At 67.4% G+C, this 15,443-nt stretch carries 17 protein-coding genes; 10 read left to right on the forward strand and 7 right to left on the reverse strand.

Annotation, left to right across the window (positions count from 1 at the left end; all coding sequences use genetic code 11):
* Positions 1 to 15 precede the first annotated feature (15 nt).
* The 3 genes from MRBLWH13_RS01645 to MRBLWH13_RS01655 are packed head-to-tail and all read left to right on the forward strand — an operon-like array spanning position 16 to position 2,412.
* Entirely contained in the window at positions 16 to 828 is an 813-nt protein-coding gene (locus MRBLWH13_RS01645) for a transporter substrate-binding domain-containing protein (protein ID WP_341956606.1), read from the forward strand.
* Positions 829 to 862: 34 nt separating this feature from the next.
* Positions 863 to 1,660 carry an amino acid ABC transporter permease gene (locus MRBLWH13_RS01650; RefSeq protein WP_341956607.1) on the forward strand — a complete coding sequence of 266 codons (798 nt, stop codon included), beginning with the start codon at positions 863 to 865 and terminating at the stop codon, positions 1,658 to 1,660.
* Entirely contained in the window at positions 1,657 to 2,412 is a 756-nt protein-coding gene (locus MRBLWH13_RS01655; protein WP_341956608.1) for an amino acid ABC transporter ATP-binding protein, read from the forward strand. Before MRBLWH13_RS01650 ends, MRBLWH13_RS01655 begins: the two co-directional genes overlap by 4 nt.
* Before the next feature lie 88 nt (positions 2,413 to 2,500).
* Here the strand turns inward: MRBLWH13_RS01655 and MRBLWH13_RS01660 are convergent, their stop codons facing one another.
* From MRBLWH13_RS01660 to MRBLWH13_RS01680, 5 genes are all read right to left on the reverse strand, one after another.
* On the reverse strand, positions 2,501 to 2,680 hold the full coding sequence (locus tag MRBLWH13_RS01660) for a YegP family protein (protein WP_341956609.1): 180 nt from the start codon (positions 2,678 to 2,680) through the stop codon (positions 2,501 to 2,503).
* 87 nt (positions 2,681 to 2,767) lie between these two features.
* Complete coding sequence (locus tag MRBLWH13_RS01665) at positions 2,768 to 3,847, reverse strand: ABC transporter ATP-binding protein (RefSeq protein ID WP_341956610.1); 1,080 nt, start codon at positions 3,845 to 3,847, stop codon at positions 2,768 to 2,770.
* Positions 3,844 to 4,638, reverse strand: a complete 795-nt coding sequence (locus MRBLWH13_RS01670; protein ID WP_311244920.1) for an ABC transporter permease subunit — start codon at positions 4,636 to 4,638, stop codon at positions 3,844 to 3,846. The genes MRBLWH13_RS01665 and MRBLWH13_RS01670 overlap by 4 nt, the downstream gene beginning before the upstream one ends.
* Entirely contained in the window at positions 4,635 to 5,603 is a 969-nt protein-coding gene (locus tag MRBLWH13_RS01675; protein WP_341956611.1) for an ABC transporter permease, read from the reverse strand. Before MRBLWH13_RS01675 ends, MRBLWH13_RS01670 begins: the two co-directional genes overlap by 4 nt.
* Positions 5,582 to 6,721 (reverse strand): extracellular solute-binding protein, encoded by a 1,140-nt coding sequence (locus MRBLWH13_RS01680; protein WP_341956612.1) that lies wholly within the window; start codon positions 6,719 to 6,721, stop codon positions 5,582 to 5,584. The genes MRBLWH13_RS01675 and MRBLWH13_RS01680 overlap by 22 nt, the downstream gene beginning before the upstream one ends.
* 169 nt (positions 6,722 to 6,890) lie before the next feature.
* Here MRBLWH13_RS01680 and MRBLWH13_RS01685 point away from each other — a divergent pair, with 169 nt between their 5' ends.
* On the forward strand, positions 6,891 to 7,718 hold the full coding sequence (locus MRBLWH13_RS01685; protein ID WP_341956613.1) for a TSUP family transporter: 828 nt from the start codon (positions 6,891 to 6,893) through the stop codon (positions 7,716 to 7,718).
* 54 nt (positions 7,719 to 7,772) lie between these two features.
* On the opposite strand, the gene aspS is transcribed toward MRBLWH13_RS01685, so the two are convergent.
* Positions 7,773 to 9,554: an aspartate--tRNA ligase gene (gene aspS, locus MRBLWH13_RS01690; protein ID WP_341956614.1), complete on the reverse strand. Its 1,782-nt coding sequence runs from the start codon at positions 9,552 to 9,554 to the stop codon at positions 7,773 to 7,775.
* 130 nt (positions 9,555 to 9,684) lie between these two features.
* On the opposite strand from aspS, the gene MRBLWH13_RS01695 reads away from it, so the two are divergent.
* Both MRBLWH13_RS01695 and MRBLWH13_RS01700 read left to right on the forward strand, forming a co-directional pair.
* Positions 9,685 to 10,059: a DUF5684 domain-containing protein gene (locus MRBLWH13_RS01695; protein WP_341956615.1), complete on the forward strand. Its 375-nt coding sequence runs from the start codon at positions 9,685 to 9,687 to the stop codon at positions 10,057 to 10,059.
* Between the two features lies 1 nt (position 10,060).
* Positions 10,061 to 10,690: a histidine phosphatase family protein gene (locus MRBLWH13_RS01700; protein ID WP_341956616.1), complete on the forward strand. Its 630-nt coding sequence runs from the start codon at positions 10,061 to 10,063 to the stop codon at positions 10,688 to 10,690.
* Positions 10,691 to 10,715: 25 nt separating this feature from the next.
* Here the strand turns inward: MRBLWH13_RS01700 and MRBLWH13_RS01705 are convergent, their stop codons facing one another.
* Positions 10,716 to 11,669: an NAD(P)/FAD-dependent oxidoreductase gene (locus tag MRBLWH13_RS01705; RefSeq protein WP_341956617.1), complete on the reverse strand. Its 954-nt coding sequence runs from the start codon at positions 11,667 to 11,669 to the stop codon at positions 10,716 to 10,718.
* Positions 11,670 to 11,675: 6 nt separating this feature from the next.
* On the opposite strand from MRBLWH13_RS01705, the gene MRBLWH13_RS01710 reads away from it, so the two are divergent.
* The 4 genes from MRBLWH13_RS01710 to MRBLWH13_RS01725 all read left to right on the forward strand — a co-directional run bounded on the left by MRBLWH13_RS01710 (position 11,676) and on the right by MRBLWH13_RS01725 (position 15,440).
* Positions 11,676 to 12,080, forward strand: a complete 405-nt coding sequence (locus tag MRBLWH13_RS01710) for a MerR family transcriptional regulator (RefSeq protein ID WP_341956618.1) — start codon at positions 11,676 to 11,678, stop codon at positions 12,078 to 12,080.
* A 64-nt stretch (positions 12,081 to 12,144) separates the two neighbouring features.
* On the forward strand, positions 12,145 to 12,798 hold the full coding sequence (locus tag MRBLWH13_RS01715) for a TlpA disulfide reductase family protein (protein WP_341956619.1): 654 nt from the start codon (positions 12,145 to 12,147) through the stop codon (positions 12,796 to 12,798).
* Positions 12,799 to 12,814: 16 nt separating this feature from the next.
* Positions 12,815 to 13,594: a cytochrome c biogenesis CcdA family protein gene (locus MRBLWH13_RS01720; protein ID WP_341956620.1), complete on the forward strand. Its 780-nt coding sequence runs from the start codon at positions 12,815 to 12,817 to the stop codon at positions 13,592 to 13,594.
* Positions 13,595 to 13,622: 28 nt separating this feature from the next.
* Positions 13,623 to 15,440 (forward strand): cytochrome c biogenesis protein ResB, encoded by a 1,818-nt coding sequence (locus tag MRBLWH13_RS01725; protein ID WP_341956621.1) that lies wholly within the window; start codon positions 13,623 to 13,625, stop codon positions 15,438 to 15,440.
* Positions 15,441 to 15,443 lie beyond the last annotated feature (3 nt).

A 15,443-nucleotide genomic window follows, 5' to 3' on the forward strand; every position in this document is an offset into this window, starting at 1 on the left:
CCTTCAGGAGCTGACATGCAGCGTCGCAACATCATCGCCGGGATCGCGCTCGCCGCGACCGCCACCCTCGCCCTCGCAGGCTGTGCGACCGGGGCAGGTGCCGGATCGGGTGAGCCGGCGGCAGGCGACGAGTACGACCTCATCGAGGCCGGCACGCTGACGGTCTGCTCCGACATCCCCTACGCGCCGTTCGAGTTCGAGGGCGGCGACAACGGCACCGGTTACACCGGCTTCGACATCGACCTGCTCGACGCCATCGCGAAGGAGCTCGACCTCAAGCTCGCCGTGCAGGACGTCGGCTTCGACGCTCTGCAGTCGGGCACCACACTCGCCGCCGGCCAGTGCGACATCGGCGCCTCCGCGATGACGATCACCGACGAGCGCAAGGCGAACATCGACTTCTCCGAGCCGTACTACGAGTCGCTGCAGTCGCTGCTCGTCCGCACGGACTCCGGCATCGAGTCGATCGACGACCTGTCGGGCAAGAACGTCGGCGTGCAGCAGGGCACCACGGGCGAGTCGTACGCGACCGAGAACGCCGAGGGTGCTCAGCTCGTGCAGTACCCCTCCGACGGTGAGCTGTGGCCCGCCATGCAGGCAGGTCAGATCGACGCGATCCTGCAGGACCAGCCGGTGAACCTCGAGCACGAGAAGGCCGACAGCGCCTACAAGATCGTCGAGGAGTACGAGACGGGCGAGTCCTACGGCTTCGCGTATGCGAAGGGCGAGAAGGACGCGCTGCGCGAGGCGATCGACGGCGCGCTGCAGGATCTGCGCGACAGCGGCGACTACCAGACCATCTACGACACCTACTTCACCGCGAAGTAATCGGCGAGCCACGAAGAGCGGGGAGACCTTGACAATGGCGTTGAGGCGCACCACGAAGAGCAAGCTGTACCGGTACACCGTCTATGTGGTGCTGATCGCGGTCGCCGTCTGGTTGATCGTCAGCACCGACTGGGTACGCATCGCGCAGCTCTACTTCAATCCGGAGATCGCCGCGAAGATGCTCCCGGGCATCATCACGACGGCGCTCGTCAACACGCTGTGGTTCACGGCCGTCGCGTTCGCAGGAGGTCTGCTGCTCGGCGTCGTACTGGCGCTGCTGAAGCTGTCGAGCATCGGGCCCTTCCGATGGATCGCGACGGCGTGGATCGAGCTGTTTCGCGGGCTTCCCGCGATTCTCACGATCTTCGCCATCGCCTTCATCCTGCCGATCGGACTCGGCGTGCCGGGAACGAAGCTCGGCGGACCGGTGGTGCTCGGTCTGATCGGTCTGATCCTGGTGGCGTCGGCGTACATGGCCGAGACCATCAGAGCGGGCATCCAGGCGGTTCCGAAGGGGCAGACGGAGGCGGCTCGCTCGCTCGGCATGTCTCCCATGAAGACGACCTTCTGGATCGTGGTGCCGCAGGGCTTCCGCATCATCATCCCGCCGCTCACGAACGAGTTCGTGCTGCTGTTGAAAGACACATCGCTGCTCTTCGTCGCAGGATCCTTCATCTGGTCGAAGGAGCTGACGAACTTCGCCCGCGACGCGAGCACGCAGAACGCGAACGGCACGCCGCTGATCATGGCGGCGGCGCTGTATCTGATCGTGACGATCCCCCTCACGCGCTTCAGCGCGTACCTGGAACGAAGGATGTCGAGGCAGCGATGATCACCGATCTGATTGACGTCCACGCACCCGCGATCGATCTGCAGAGGCTCGTGAAGAGCTTCGGCGACAACGAGGTGCTCAAGGGCATCGACCTCACCGTCTCCGCCGGAGAGGTCGTCTGCATCATCGGGCCCTCCGGTTCCGGCAAGTCGACGCTGCTGCGGTCGGTGAACCTGCTCGAGGAGCCCACCGGCGGCAAGGTGCTCATCGAGGGCATCGACATCACCGATCCCGATGTCGACATCGACCGCGTGCGCACCCGTATCGGGATGGTGTTCCAGAGCTTCAACCTGTTCCCGCACCTCGATGTGATGGGCAACCTCATGATCGCGCAGCAGCGCGTGAAGAAGCGCTCCAAGGCGGAGGCCGAGCGGGTCGCGAAGGAGATGCTCGGCCGGGTCGGGCTCGCCGAGAAGGCGGACGCGTTCCCCGGTCATCTCTCGGGTGGTCAGCAGCAGCGCGTCGCGATCGCGCGGGCGCTGTGCATGAACCCCGACATGATGCTGTTCGACGAGCCGACGTCTGCGCTCGACCCCGAACTGGTCGGCGAGGTGCTGCAGGTGATGCGCTCGCTCGCCGACGAGGGCATGACGATGCTCGTCGTCACGCACGAGATGGGCTTCGCCCGCGAGGTCGGATCGCGTCTGATCTTCATGGACGGCGGGCACATCGTCGAAGAGGGCGACCCGCGCGAGGTGCTCGCCAACCCCCAGCATCCGCGGACGCAGGACTTCCTGGCCCGGGTGCTCTGAGTTCTCGGTCGGACGACCTGCTTCGTACGAAGACCCCCTCCCGCTGAGTCAGCAGGAGGGGGTCTCTTCGTGAAGTGTCGGGTGGGCCTCAGTCGAGCTCGACGACCGTGGCTCCCGGTGCGTTGGTCTTGATCGACTCGATGCCGTTCTTCGCAGCGGACCGCGTGGTGTAACTCTCGCTCGACGCGATCACCTCGCCGTTGCCGGCCTTCAGACGGAAACGGTGACCGCCGCCACTGTCGGTGTACAGCTCGAACTTGCCTGCCATGAGGCGTCCTTTCTCTGCCGAATCGAGGGAGAGATGCCCTCGGGCATCACGGTATCTCGGAGTACTGGCCCGGGGCTAGAGGGTGATTCAGCCCCGAGGATGCACGGCCACGGGCTCCGGCGCGACAGCGATCCGCACCCGGTCACCGAATGCCGGGTGGATGCCGGGGGAGTGCTGGAGCCGCACCAGCTCACCGGATTCCGTGCGGACGAGCGTGCGCCGCATGCTGCCCAGGAACGTGCTCTCCTGCACGAGCGCGTCGGTCGCGGAATCCGCCTCGGAGGCGAAGTGCACGTTCTCGGGGCGCAGGTACACGTCGACAGGGCCATCGGCCGGTGACTGCAGGGGCAGTCGCTGACCCCACACCACGACATGGTCGCCCTCGGCGACGCCCGAGACGACGCTCGAGAGGCCCACGAAGGCAGCCACACCCGCCGTCGACGGCGTCGTGTAGAGCTGCTCGGGCGTTCCGATCTGCTCGATCCGACCGGAGTTCATCACGGCGATCCGGTCGGAGACGGCGAGAGCTTCCTCCTGGTCGTGCGTGACGAACACCGTGGTGATGCCGAGTCGCAGCTGGATGCGGCGGATCTCATCACGCAGCTGCACGCGTACCTTCGCGTCGAGTGCCGAGAGCGGCTCGTCGAGCAGCAGCACCTTGGGCTCGGTCACCAGCGCGCGGGCGAGCGCCACGCGCTGCTGCTGTCCGCCCGAGAGCTGGTGCGGGAATCTGTCGGCGAAGTCGGAGAGCCCCACGAGCGCCAGGGCGTCGAGCGCGCGCTTCGCGGCCTCGTTCTTCCCGACGCCCCGCCGACGCAACCCGAACGCGGTGTTCTCCGCCACGCGGAGGTGCGGGAACAGCGAGTACGACTGGAAGACCATGCCGATGTCGCGCTTGTTCGTCGGCACCCGCGAGACGTCTCCGCCGTCGAGCAGCACCGCGCCGCTGTCGAGCCCTTCGAGACCTGCGAGCACCCGCAGGAGCGTGGTCTTGCCGCACCCTGAGGGGCCCAGGAGCGACACGAACTCGCCGGGCGCGATGTCGATGTCGACACCGTGCAGCACGGTGTTGCCGGAGTAGCTCTTCACGATGCCCTGCAGCTGCACGCGTGTGCCTTCGCCCGCCTCGGCGAGGAGCATGTTGTCGGCGGTCTGGGGGAGGGTCATGAGCGGGCCTTTCCGGTGCCGCGAGCGACGCGGCCGATGAGGAGGAGCAGCAGGAACACGAACAGCAGCGCCAGCAGGGTGAATATCGCCGGAGCGTAGGGATCCTGCTTCTGCACGACGACCATGGCCGTCTGGAACACCTGGCGGTTCAGGAGAGAAGCGATCGTGAACTCGCCGAGCACCACGGCGATCGAGATCAGCGAGGCCGCGAGCAGACCCTGGCGGAGGTTCGGGGCGAGTACCTTCAGCACCACCGTCGGCCAGCTGGCGCCGAGTGAGCGAGCGGCCTCCGCGAGGGTGCGCAGGTCGGCCGCGTCGATGGATGCCTGGATCGACCGGTATGCGAAGGGCAGCACGGTGATGCCGTAGGCGAAGGCCAGCGTCCAGGTGCCCGTGCCGAGGGCACGACCGATCTGCAGGTAGATCGGGGCGAGACCGACGACGAGCACGATCGCGGGGATCGAGATCGGCAGCAGCACGGCGAACTCGAAGAACGGCTTGAGCTTCGCGAAACGGAGGTTCACCAGGATCATGGTCGGTGCGAGCAGCAGGAGCACGATCGCGACAGTGACCACGGCGAGGATGAGCGAGTTGCCGAGACCCATCCAGATGGGCTTGATAGCGGCGGACTTCGCCGGGTCGAACAGCGCGAACCACCGCTCGAGGCCGAGGGATCCGTCGGTCTGGCGCAGCGTGTAGAGGAATGTCGAGGCCAGCGGGATGGCGAAGAAGGCGCCGACGGCGATGCCGATGATCCAGCGGGTCGCGAGAGAGGGGCCGAGACGGTTCATGACTGCCACCTCGCGGCTCGTCGCTGGATCATCGAGTACAGGGCCATGACGACTCCGACGATCACGATCATGCCGAGAGCGAGTGCTCCGGCCAGGTTCTCGCGGCCGAGTACGGTCTCGCTGGTGAGCGCTGCCCGGATCTGCAGTGGGACGATCTGCGCGCCCTGGCTCGCGAGGGCGGCAGCGGTGGCATACGACGAGAACGCGTTCGCGAACAACAGGAGCAGGCTTGCGAGGAACGAGGGTGCGAGCACCGGGATGCCGATGCGCAGCCAGAAGCTGGAGCGTGTGCCGCCGAGCGTGAGGTTCGCCTCGGCCCACTGCGGCTTGAGGGCGGCGAGGGCAGGCATGAACGTGATCACCATGAGAGGGATCTGGAAGTAGATGTACGGCAGGATGAGCCCTGGGAGTTCGTAGAGCCAGGTGCCGTTCGCGAAGATGTCGACGCCCAGATCGTCCTTGAGGAAGAGCGTGACCACTCCCTGGATGCCGATCGTCGCGATGAACGCGAACGCGAGCATCACTCCTCCGAACTGGGCGAGCACGCCGGCCGCGGCATCCACGGTCGAGCGCACCGCCCCATCCGGGTTCATGCCGAGCAGGGCATAGCACACGAGCGCGCCGACGATCGCCCCGACGACGGCGGTCAGCAGCGACAGTCCGGCGGAGTTCGCGAAGGTGTTGAGGACGACGGGATCGCCGAGAGCGGAGACGTTCGACCAGGTGAACGATCCGTCCTCCGTGAAGAAGCCGGACCCGACCGCGAGGATCGTCGGCACGGCGAGGAACAGCAGAACGTACGCGGCGAACGGCACCAGACCGAGCCACGCGATCGACGGCGCGGAGCGCTGGGCCCGCGACGATGTCGCGGGCCCAGCGCCGTGCGCTGCGGGGGAGACGGGGGCGGACGCCGTGGCATCCGCCCCCGTTGCGGTGGCAGTGGTCACTGGACCGCCGCTGCCCACTTCTCGCCGAGCAGCGTGCCGGCGTTCGTCGACTGCTCCTCGGTGGGGACGACCGTCTCGCCCGGAACTTCGGGAAGAGCCTCGGCCAGGTCGGCGTCGATCGTGCCCGCCTCGGTCATGGCTTCCATGCGAGCCGGACGAGCGCCGCCCTTGAGCCACAGGTTCTGCACCTCGTCGCTGTAGAGAAACTCCTGCCACAGGCGGGCGGCAGCCGGGTTCGGGGCATCCTTGTTGATGGCCTGGTTGTAGTAGCCGGCGTAGCCGGTGCCGTCGAGGACGACGACCTTCCAGTTCTCGTTGTCAGCGGAGTGCGCGGCGTTGAGGTAGTCCCAGTCGAAGACGACAGGGGTCTCGCCGCTCGCGACGGTCGCGGTGGTGACGTCGACCTTGAGCAGGTTGCCGGCCTTCTGAAGCTCCGAGAAGAAGTCGATACCCGGCTGGAAGTCATCGAGCGTGCCGTCGGACTGCACCGTGGCGAGGCCGACGGCGGCGAAGGCCGCACCGGCCTGCGTCGGGTCGCCGTTGATGGCGACGGCGCCCTTGTACGCGGCATCCTTCAGGTCATCGAGCGACTCGGGAGCGTCGAACTTCGACGAGTCGTAGCCGATCGACATGTATCCGCCGTAGTCGCCGACGAAGAGGCCGGTCGGCTCCTTGAGGGCATCGGGGATCTCGTCCCAGGTCTGCACCTGGTACGGCGCGAACACGTCTGTGTTCTGCAGCGCGACGGTGAGGCCGAGGTCGAACACGTCGGGTGCGGTGTCGAGGCCCTCGTTCGTCTTCGCAGCCTGGATCTCCTCGGCGCTCGAGACGTCGGGGGACGCCTCGTTGATGGTGATCTCCGGGTACTTCTCGGCGAACAGGTCGATGATCTCGCCATAGTTCGCCCAGTCACGCGGAAGGGCGATGACGTTGAGCTGACCCTCGGCCTTGGCGGCCTCTTCGAGCTCGGCGAACGAGCCGAAGTCCTCGACCGAGGTCGCGGCTGCGGCATCGACCGCGTCGCTGCCGGCGGCGGGGGTCTCTGCGCCCGTGGCGCAGGCGGTGAGGCCGAGCGCGGCGGTGGTGAAAAGGGCGATGCCGGCGCCGATGCGCGCGCGACGGTGGAAGTTCGTCATCAGGGTCCTCTCGGTGTCCGGCGTCGGGCGCCGGATTCGGGTTGCGAGAGGACACTATGAGCCGTGGGTTGCCGATCGCAGCGAGCCTGGTGAACGAGAGATGTCCGGGGCGTGGCGGTTCGGACTGCGGTGGCGTTCGCGATGCCGCGTGGTCTGACATCCTGGACGGATGGACATCGGCAGTGTGCTCGGGCTCGAGCAGCTCACCTGGGGCACGCTGATCCTCGTGGTCGTCGCGGCGTTCGCAGCCGGGTGGATCGACGCCGTGGTCGGCGGAGGAGGCCTGCTCCAGCTTCCTGCTCTGCTGCTGATCCCCGGCATCTCGCCGATCCAGGCGCTCGCGACGAACAAGCTCGCCTCCGTGTTCGGCACGGCGACGAGCAGCGTCACCTACTACCGGCGCGCGAAACCCGACATCCGTACCGCTCTGCCTATGGCCGCGATCGCACTCGTCGGATCATTCGGGGGAGCCGCCGTGGCCACGGTCCTCCCCGCCGCCGCCTTCAAACCGATCATCGTGGTCGCGCTGCTCGCCGTCGCGCTCTTCACGGCCTTCCGCCCGCAGATGGGAGCGGCGACGCGGCTGCGGTTCAGCGGACACAAGCACCACATCATGGCGGGGCTGTCAGGTCTCGTGATCGGCTTCTACGACGGTCTGATCGGCCCTGGCACCGGGACATTCCTGGTGATCTCGCTCGTCGCACTTCTGGGATATGACTTCCTGCAGGCGAGCGCGAAGGCCAAGATCGTCAACCTGGCCACGAACACCGGTGCCCTGCTGCTCTTCATCCCGCACGGCGCTGTGCTGTGGCTGCTGGGTGGCATCCTCGCGGTCGCCAACGTGGCGGGCAGCTACCTCGGTTCGCGCATGGCGATCTCGCGCGGAACGACCTTCATCCGCGTCGTATTCCTCATCGTGGTGGTCGCCCTCATCGCGAAGCTCGGCGTCGACGTGTGGAACGAGAACATCGCTCCGGCGTTCGCCTCGCTGCGCTGAGCAGACGAAGAGGCCCTCTCCCGCCTGAGCGGGAGAGGGCCTCTTCGTGCGAGGTCAGACCTCGTCGTCCTCGGGCTCGAAGTCGACGCCGGCCTCGGCGCGCTGCGCGGCCGTGATCGGCGCGGGCGCAGCCGTCAGCGGGTCGAAGCCGTTGCCCGACTTCGGGAACGCGATGACGTCGCGGATCGACTCGGTCTTCGAGAGATGCTGGAGCACGCGGTCCATACCGAGCGCGATTCCGCCGTGAGGCGGGGCACCGAACTTGAACGCGTCGAGCAGGAACCCGAACTGCTCCTGGGCGACCTCGTCGCTGATGCCCATGACCTCGAACACGCGCTTCTGCACGTCTTCGCGGTGGATGCGGATCGATCCGCCGCCGAGCTCAGAGCCGTTGCACACGATGTCGTAGGCGTAGGCGAGAGCCGAACCGGGGTCGGTGTCGAACGTGTCCTGGAACTCCGGCTTCGGGCCGGTGAACGCGTGGTGCACGGCGGTCCAGGCTCCGGCGCCGACGGCGACGTCACCGGATGCGACGGCATCGGCCGCAGGCTCGAACATCGGAGCATCGACGACCCACGTGAAGGCGAACTCGTCGGGGCTCAGCAGGCCGAGGCGACGTCCGATCTCGACCCGCGCGGCGCCGAGGAGCGCACGGCTCTCCTTCGTCGACCCTGCGGCGAAGAACACGCAGTCACCGGCGGAGGCGCCGACGAACTCGGCGAGGCCAGCCTGCTCGGCCTCGGAGAGGTTCTTGGCCGCGGGGCCGCCGAGTGAGCCGTCTTCGTTGAAGAGCACATACGCGAGGCCGCGGGCGCCGCGCTGCTTGGCCCAGTCCTGCCATGCGTCGAGCTGCTTGCGGGGCTGGCTCGCGCCGCCCGGCATGACGACGGCACCGACGTACTCGGCTTGGAACACACGGAACGGGGTGTCCTTGAAGTACTCGGTCGCCTCGACGAGCTCGAGTCCGAACCGCAGGTCGGGCTTGTCCGAGCCGTACTTGGCCATCGCCTCGGCGTAGGTCATGCGCGGCAGCGGGGTCTGCACCTCGACGCCGATGGTCTTCCACATCGCCTGGATGAGCGACTCCATCAGCGTGATGACGTCTTCCTGGTCGACGAAGCTCATCTCGATGTCGAGCTGCGTGAACTCCGGCTGGCGGTCGGCGCGGAAGTCCTCATCGCGATAGCAGCGGGCGATCTGGTAGTACTTCTCGACGCCGCCGACCATGAGCAGCTGCTTGAAGAGCTGCGGCGACTGCGGCAGCGCGTACCAGCTGCCGGGGTGCAGACGAGCGGGCACGACGAAGTCGCGGGCTCCTTCGGGCGTCGAGCGGGTGAGCGTCGGGGTCTCGACCTCTGTGAAGTCCTCGCCGTGCAGCACGTCGCGGACGGCCTTGTAGACGTTCGAGCGCAGACGCAGAGCGGATGCCGCGGCGGGGCGACGCAGGTCGAGGTAGCGGTACTTGAGGCGGGCCTCTTCGCCGACCGTCTCGGTGTCGGCGACAGCGGTCGACACCTGGAACGGCAGGGGAGCGGACTCGTTCAGCACCTCGACGTCGGTCGCGATGAGCTCGATCTCGCCGGTCGGCAGGTTCGGGTTCGCGTTGCCGTCCGGGCGACGCGAGACCTCGCCGGTGACCTTGAGGACGAACTCGTTGCGCAGCGGGTGCGCCACCTCTTCGTCGCGGATGACGACCTGGGCGATGCCCGATGCATCCCGAAGATCGATGAACGCGACTCCTCCGTGATCACGACGGCGATCGACCCAACCCGAGAGGGTGACGGTCTGACCGATATGCTCGGCTCGCAGTGAGCCTGCCGAGTGGGTGCGAAGCACGGAGGATTCCTCCTGATCTGGGAAATGATGAACCCGCCCATTCTACGGGGGCGGGTGTCGCCTCCTTCGCCCGCGGCATATCGCTCAGTAGGATCGCCACGACAGCCGCTCGACCAGCGAAAGGGTCATCATGGACTCCAACGGCATCTCGGATCTGTACACCCAGATCTTCTCCGGCACGACAGGCCTCATCACGCTCGCCTTCTACATCCTCGTCGTCATCGGCCTGTGGAAGGTGTTCACGAAGGCGGGATACCCCGGCATCCTCGCGATCATCCCCTTCGTCAACATCGTGTTCCTCGTGAAGATCGCCGGGATGTCGGGCTGGCTCGCGCTGCTCTACATCATCCCGATCGTGGGGTTCATCTTCGGGATCATCGTCGCGATCAAGCTCGGCGAACGCTTCGGAAAGGGCGGGTTCTTCTCGTTCTTCCTCCTGTTCGTCTTCCCCTACATCGGGTATCTGATCATCGGATTCGGCAAGTCCCGCTACCGCCAGGTCTGAGATGGTGGCGTCCCGACTGCACCTCGTCCGCCACGGTGAGGTGCACAACCCGAAGCGCGTGCTCTACGGCCGGCTCCCCGACTACCACCTGAGCAGAGCAGGTCGGAAGATGGCGCAGGCAGCCGCCGACCACGTCGCCTCGCTCGACAGGCCTGTGGCCGCGTTGTACTCCTCGCCGCTCGAGCGCGCGCAGGAGTCGGCCGAGCCTTTCGCCACCCGATTCGATCTGGTGCCCGAGATCGACATCCGCATCATCGAGCCGACGAACGTGTTCGAGGGCACGCAGATGCGGCGCTCGCTGATGAACCCGCTCAACTGGTGGCATCTGCGGCAGCCGGCTCTTCCCAGCTGGGGCGAGCCGTACACCTCGATCGCCGAGCGGATGCTGAGCGCGATGGGCGAGGCCTGGAAGGCGGCGGACGGCGGCGATGTCGTCATGGTGTCACACCAGGCGCCGATCTGGATCACCCATCTTCGGGTCGCGGGTCTGCCACTCCGACACGATCCGCGCACGCGGCGCTGCGCCCTGTCGAGCGTCACGTCGTTCGAGCTCGTCGGTGACGTGTGGCGCGAGGTCGCCTACGCCGAGCCTGCCGCGACCGGGGGTGCGGTCGACGTCGGAGCGGTCTGACCGCCATCACACAGTGGCTCCGGAGTCAGGGCGCCATCAGCGACTGGATGACCCCGACTGCAGCGAGCTGGCCGGCAGCGGCTGCCAGCAGCACCGAGGCCATGGGCCCTGGGAGCGATGCGCGGTGCGCGAGATCTCCCGCGGCGAAGATGCCGGGCAGCGAGGTGCGCCCGAAGTCGTCGATCTCGATCGATCCCGACGGCAGCATCTGCAGTCCGAGCTGGTCGGCGAAGGGCGCGCGGTGGCGCATGGAACCTGCTGCCACGAAGACGCCGGCGACGGTCTGCTCGCCGGACTCCGTCGTGACGCGCACGCCGTCGGCATCCGGGGCCACCGCGGTCACCGTCTCGGCGCTGACGCGGGCACCCAGCCCCTCGAGCATCCGCGCCTCCTCGGTCGAGAATCCCTGCTCGACGGGGAAGACGGTGATGTCCGAGACGATGCGTCCGAGGAGACCGATCAGGTGTTCGGCGCGGGGAGCGGGCCCGAGGATGCCGATGGATCGGGCGGCATGCTCGTGACCGTCGCAGAACGGACAGCTGAACGCCTTCGTGCCCCACAGCTCCTGCAGCCCCGGCACGGACGGGAGGTCGTCGGCGACTCCGGTGGCGAGGATCACGTGGCGCGCGTCGACCGCATCCCCGTCGGCGAGCAGGACGGTGAATCCGCCGTCGGCCGCAGTGACGGATTGCGCTCCGATATCGCGGATCTCGACGTCGGAGTACTCGGCGAGCTGCCCTCGCGCGGTGGCCCGGAACTCCGCCGGGGGAGTGCCGTCGTTCGCGACCACGTTGTGCATGTGCCGCACGGTGCCGTTGCGGTACTCGCCCGAGTCGAGGAGCAGGGTGCTCCTGTGCATCCGCCCGAGTGTCAGTGCCGCCTGCAGGCCGGCGGGGCCTGCGCCGATGACGATCGCGTCGTACATGTGGGGTCCTTCCGAGGGGTCGCGCTTGCGTTCGTCCCCAGTCTGTGACTTCATGTCAACATGAAGTCAAGCGTCGAGAATCCGTGGTCCGTCGGCGAGGTCGCCGCACGCTTCGATGTGCCGACGAATGTGTTGCGGCATTGGGAGACCGTGGGGCTGCTCGCACCTGCTCGTGATGCTGCAGGGCGCCGCCGCTACGGGCAGGACGACGTCGTGCGCATCGCGGTGATCCAGCGGAGCAAAGCGGCGGGCATGACGCTCGACCAGATCGCCGTGCTCCTCGACGACGGGGCCGCGGGGCGCCACGAGGTGCTGCAGCAGCATCTCGACGATCTCGACCGACGGATGGAGGACATGCGCCGATCGCGCGAGATGACCGAGCACGCGATGGGGTGCCGCTCGCACGACATCTCCACCTGCCCTCGTTTTCGCGCGAGCGTGGCCGACGTGCTGGCCCGCCTCTGACCGTCGCTGCGCACCCCTGGGGCGTCCGGCCCATGCATAGGAACCCCTGCGTAAACTGGGAATCGTGCCACTCGCCTCGACGGTTCGTCCGATCCGCAGCGGCCGCTCCTCCCGCATCCGGCCTTCCCGCCGCGCGGTCGGTGCCGCGCTCGCCGCGGTGCTTGCCATCGGTCTGAGCGCCTGCGCTCCCGACCCCGTGAACGACTCGTTCCTCAGCGGTGACAACCCGGGATACGTCGCCGCAGACGGAGCGATCGTCGAGATCCCCGTCGCCGATCGGGGAGAGCCCGTCACCGAGTTCGGCGGCGTCACCGAGAACGGTGAAAACTTCTCGAGCTCCGAGCTCGCAGGCAAGGTCACGGTCGTCAACTTCTGGTACGCCGGTTGCGCGCCGTGCCGCGTCGAGGCGGAAGACCTCGAGAGCGTGTGGCAGCAGCACGGAGGCGACGACGTCGCGTTCCTGGGCATCAACACCCGCGACCAGGCCGACACCGCCAAGGCCTTCTCCGCCGAGTTCGGCGTCACGTACCCGAGCCTGATCGACGTCGATACGGCCGAGGCGAAGCTCGCCTTCTCGTCCTCCGTGCCGATCCAGGCGACACCGACCACCCTCGTGCTCGACAAGCAGGGCAGGGTCGCCGCGCGCATCATCGGCCCGATCGACGGCACCTCGATCCTCTCGACGCTCGTCAAGGACGCGCTCGCGGAGGACTCGTGAGTCTCCCGGGAGCGGCGTGAACCCCGAAGCCATCATCGGATCGGGAGCCCTCTGGCTCGCGATCCCGGTCGCGATGCTCGCCGGCCTCGTCTCCTTCCTGTCGCCGTGCGTCCTGCCGCTGGTTCCGGGCTACCTCGGGTTCCTCGGGGGAGCGGTCGCTCCGCGTCGCGCGGCGAACACGGCAGACGGCACCGCCGTCTCGACGGTCGAGGCCCCTGCCCGCAGCCGACTCGTGCTCGGTGTGCTGCTCTTCATCCTGGGCTTCACCGTCGTCTTCATCCTCTACACGGTGCTCAGCGGCACGTTCGGAGTCTTCTTCATCCGCTGGGGTGATCTGATCACCCGCATCCTCGGCGCCTTCATCATCGTCATGGGCCTGGTCTTCCTGGGAGCCTTCGGGTTCGCGCAGCGCGAGATCCGCTTCCACGTCGACTCCAAGGCGGGCATCATCGGCGCACCGCTGCTGGGAGTCGCCCTCGGAATCGGATGGGCGCCGTGCATGGGGCCCACCCTCGGTGCGATCATCGCGCTCTCGTTCAACGCCGGCGACCCGGTGCGTGCCGGGTTCCTCGGCCTCGCCTATTCGCTCGGCCTCGGCATCCCGTTCCTGCTCGTCGCCCTCGGATTCGGGTGGGCCACGAAGACGATCGGTTTCCTCCGTCGCCACATCCGCGTCGTGAACATCATCGGCGGCGTGCTGCTGATCGTGCTCGGCGTGCTGATGGTGACCGGGCTCTGGACCGACATCATGTCGAGACTGACGGCGGTGATCAGCAGTGTCCCCCTCCCGTTCTGATCAGAAGAAGACGCATCGGAAGGATGACGTGAGCAGTACTACCGACAGGTCGAGCGATCCGCTGCGGCCGTCAGACCACGTCGACGGCGAGGAGTCGATCACCCAGCCCCGCCTCGGCTTCGTGGGCTGGCTGCGCTGGGGCTGGCGTCAGCTGACCTCCATGCGCACCGCGCTGATCCTGCTCCTCGTGCTCGCGATCGCGGCGATCCCCGGCTCGATCTTCCCCCAGCGGATGGCCGACCCCAACGGCGTCACGCAGTGGGAACGCGACAACCCCGATCTGTTCCCGATCCTCGACGGCCTGAAGCTGTTCGACGTCTACCTGTCGCCGTGGTTCTCGGCGATCTATCTGCTGCTGTTCGCCTCGCTCGTGGGATGCGTCATCCCGCGCATCAAGCACCACGCCAAGGCTCTGCAGGCTCGACCGCCGCGCACCCCCGCACGTCTGCAGCGGCTCGCCGACTTCCGTGCGGTCGAGCGCACGTCGACCGATTCTCAGGCCGAGGCGGCCGCGTCTATCGATATCGCGCAGAAGCAGCTCAAGGCCCTCGGGTATCGCGTCGAGCGTTATGACGACAAGCGATCGTCGTCGGTCTCGGCCGAGCGCGGCTACTGGCGCGAGACCGGCAACCTGCTCTTCCACCTCGCACTCGTCGGCGTGCTGATCACGGTCGGCGTCGGCGGCGGATTCGCCTACACGGGGCAGCGCGTGCTCGTCGAGGGCGAGACCTTCGCGAACACCCTGCTCGACTACGACTCGATGAACCGCGGACGCTTCGTGAGCGACGGAGCGCTCGCTCCGTACTCGATGCGCCTCGACAGCTTCGATGTCACCTACCAGCCGTTCGGCGAGCCGGGATCAGGGCAGGCGGGCGACTTCTCGGCCAACGTCACGGTGCAGGAGAACGGCGAGGAGCGCACCGGGTCGGTCAAGGTGAACGAGCCGCTCGGGGTCGCCGACGACAACGTCTTCCTGCTCGGCAACGGCTACGCACCGACCGTCACCGTGCGCAACGCCGACGGTGACGTGGTGTTCACGAACAGCACGCCGTTCCTGCCGCAGGACAACAACATGACCTCGTTGGGTGTCATCAAGATCCCCGACGGTCTCAGCGAACAGGTCGGCCTGGTCGGCTTCTTCTACCCGACCACGGCGGCGCTCGACACGGGCGCCTTCGTCTCGGGCTTCCCGGAGCTGACGAACCCGACCCTGACGCTCGATGTCTACACCGGCGACCTCGGCATCAACGAGGGCATCCCGCGATCGGTCTACGTGCTCGACACCACCGGCATGACGAAGGTCACGGGCCGAACGACCGACCTCGAGTCGATCGAGCTGACCCCGGGACAGACCGCCGACCTGCCCAACGGCATGGGCACCGTCACGTTCGAGGACGAGTCTCCGGCGGGGGCCACAGACGCCTCTCAGTCGGTCAAGCGCTTCGCGTCGCTGCAGATCCACCGCGATGCCTCAGGGCCCTGGGTGCTCGGCTTCGCGCTGCTCGCCCTCGGCGGCCTGATGCTCGCGCTGTTCATCCCTCGCCGCCGTGTGTGGGTCAAGGCGACGCCTGCCGACGGCGCCGTCTCGATCGAGTACGCCGGTCTCGCCCGTGGTGAGGACCCGACGCTCGCGTCGGCCGTCGACGACCTCGTGGCCGGTCACGCCCGGCTGCTCGACGCAGCGGGAGTCACTGCCGTGATCCCCGAGCCCGAGGACGCCGACCAGCCCGAGGATGCCGATGATTCCGCGGCTCTTTCCGAGGAGCCCGAGATCGAGCCGGACACGACCCCTGAGACCGAATCCGAGGGCGACCCCGACCGCCCCGCGTCCGACACCCGAAAGTAGACT

The organism is Microbacterium sp. LWH13-1.2 (assembly GCF_038397735.1).
Lineage (GTDB): Bacteria > Actinomycetota > Actinomycetes > Actinomycetales > Microbacteriaceae > Microbacterium.

What these genes read in the sequence shown, in the direction of transcription:
- MRBLWH13_RS01660 (WP_341956609.1), bottom strand. Translation starts at nt 2,680, where the DNA reads ATGGCAGGCAAGTTCGAGCTGTACACCGACAGTGGCGGCGGTCACCGT.
- MRBLWH13_RS01655 (WP_341956608.1), top strand. Translation starts at nt 1,657, where the DNA reads ATGATCACCGATCTGATTGACGTCCACGCACCCGCGATCGATCTGCAG.
- MRBLWH13_RS01645 (WP_341956606.1), top strand. Translation starts at nt 16, where the DNA reads ATGCAGCGTCGCAACATCATCGCCGGGATCGCGCTCGCCGCGACCGCC.
- MRBLWH13_RS01705 (WP_341956617.1), bottom strand. Translation starts at nt 11,669, where the DNA reads ATGAAGTCACAGACTGGGGACGAACGCAAGCGCGACCCCTCGGAAGGA.
- MRBLWH13_RS01695 (WP_341956615.1), top strand. Translation starts at nt 9,685, where the DNA reads ATGGACTCCAACGGCATCTCGGATCTGTACACCCAGATCTTCTCCGGC.
- MRBLWH13_RS01650 (WP_341956607.1), top strand. Translation starts at nt 863, where the DNA reads ATGGCGTTGAGGCGCACCACGAAGAGCAAGCTGTACCGGTACACCGTC.
- MRBLWH13_RS01670 (WP_311244920.1), bottom strand. Translation starts at nt 4,638, where the DNA reads ATGAACCGTCTCGGCCCCTCTCTCGCGACCCGCTGGATCATCGGCATC.
- MRBLWH13_RS01665 (WP_341956610.1), bottom strand. Translation starts at nt 3,847, where the DNA reads ATGACCCTCCCCCAGACCGCCGACAACATGCTCCTCGCCGAGGCGGGC.
- MRBLWH13_RS01710 (WP_341956618.1), top strand. Translation starts at nt 11,676, where the DNA reads ATGAAGTCAAGCGTCGAGAATCCGTGGTCCGTCGGCGAGGTCGCCGCA.
- MRBLWH13_RS01680 (WP_341956612.1), bottom strand. Translation starts at nt 6,721, where the DNA reads ATGACGAACTTCCACCGTCGCGCGCGCATCGGCGCCGGCATCGCCCTT.
- MRBLWH13_RS01700 (WP_341956616.1), top strand. Translation starts at nt 10,061, where the DNA reads ATGGTGGCGTCCCGACTGCACCTCGTCCGCCACGGTGAGGTGCACAAC.
- MRBLWH13_RS01685 (WP_341956613.1), top strand. Translation starts at nt 6,891, where the DNA reads ATGGACATCGGCAGTGTGCTCGGGCTCGAGCAGCTCACCTGGGGCACG.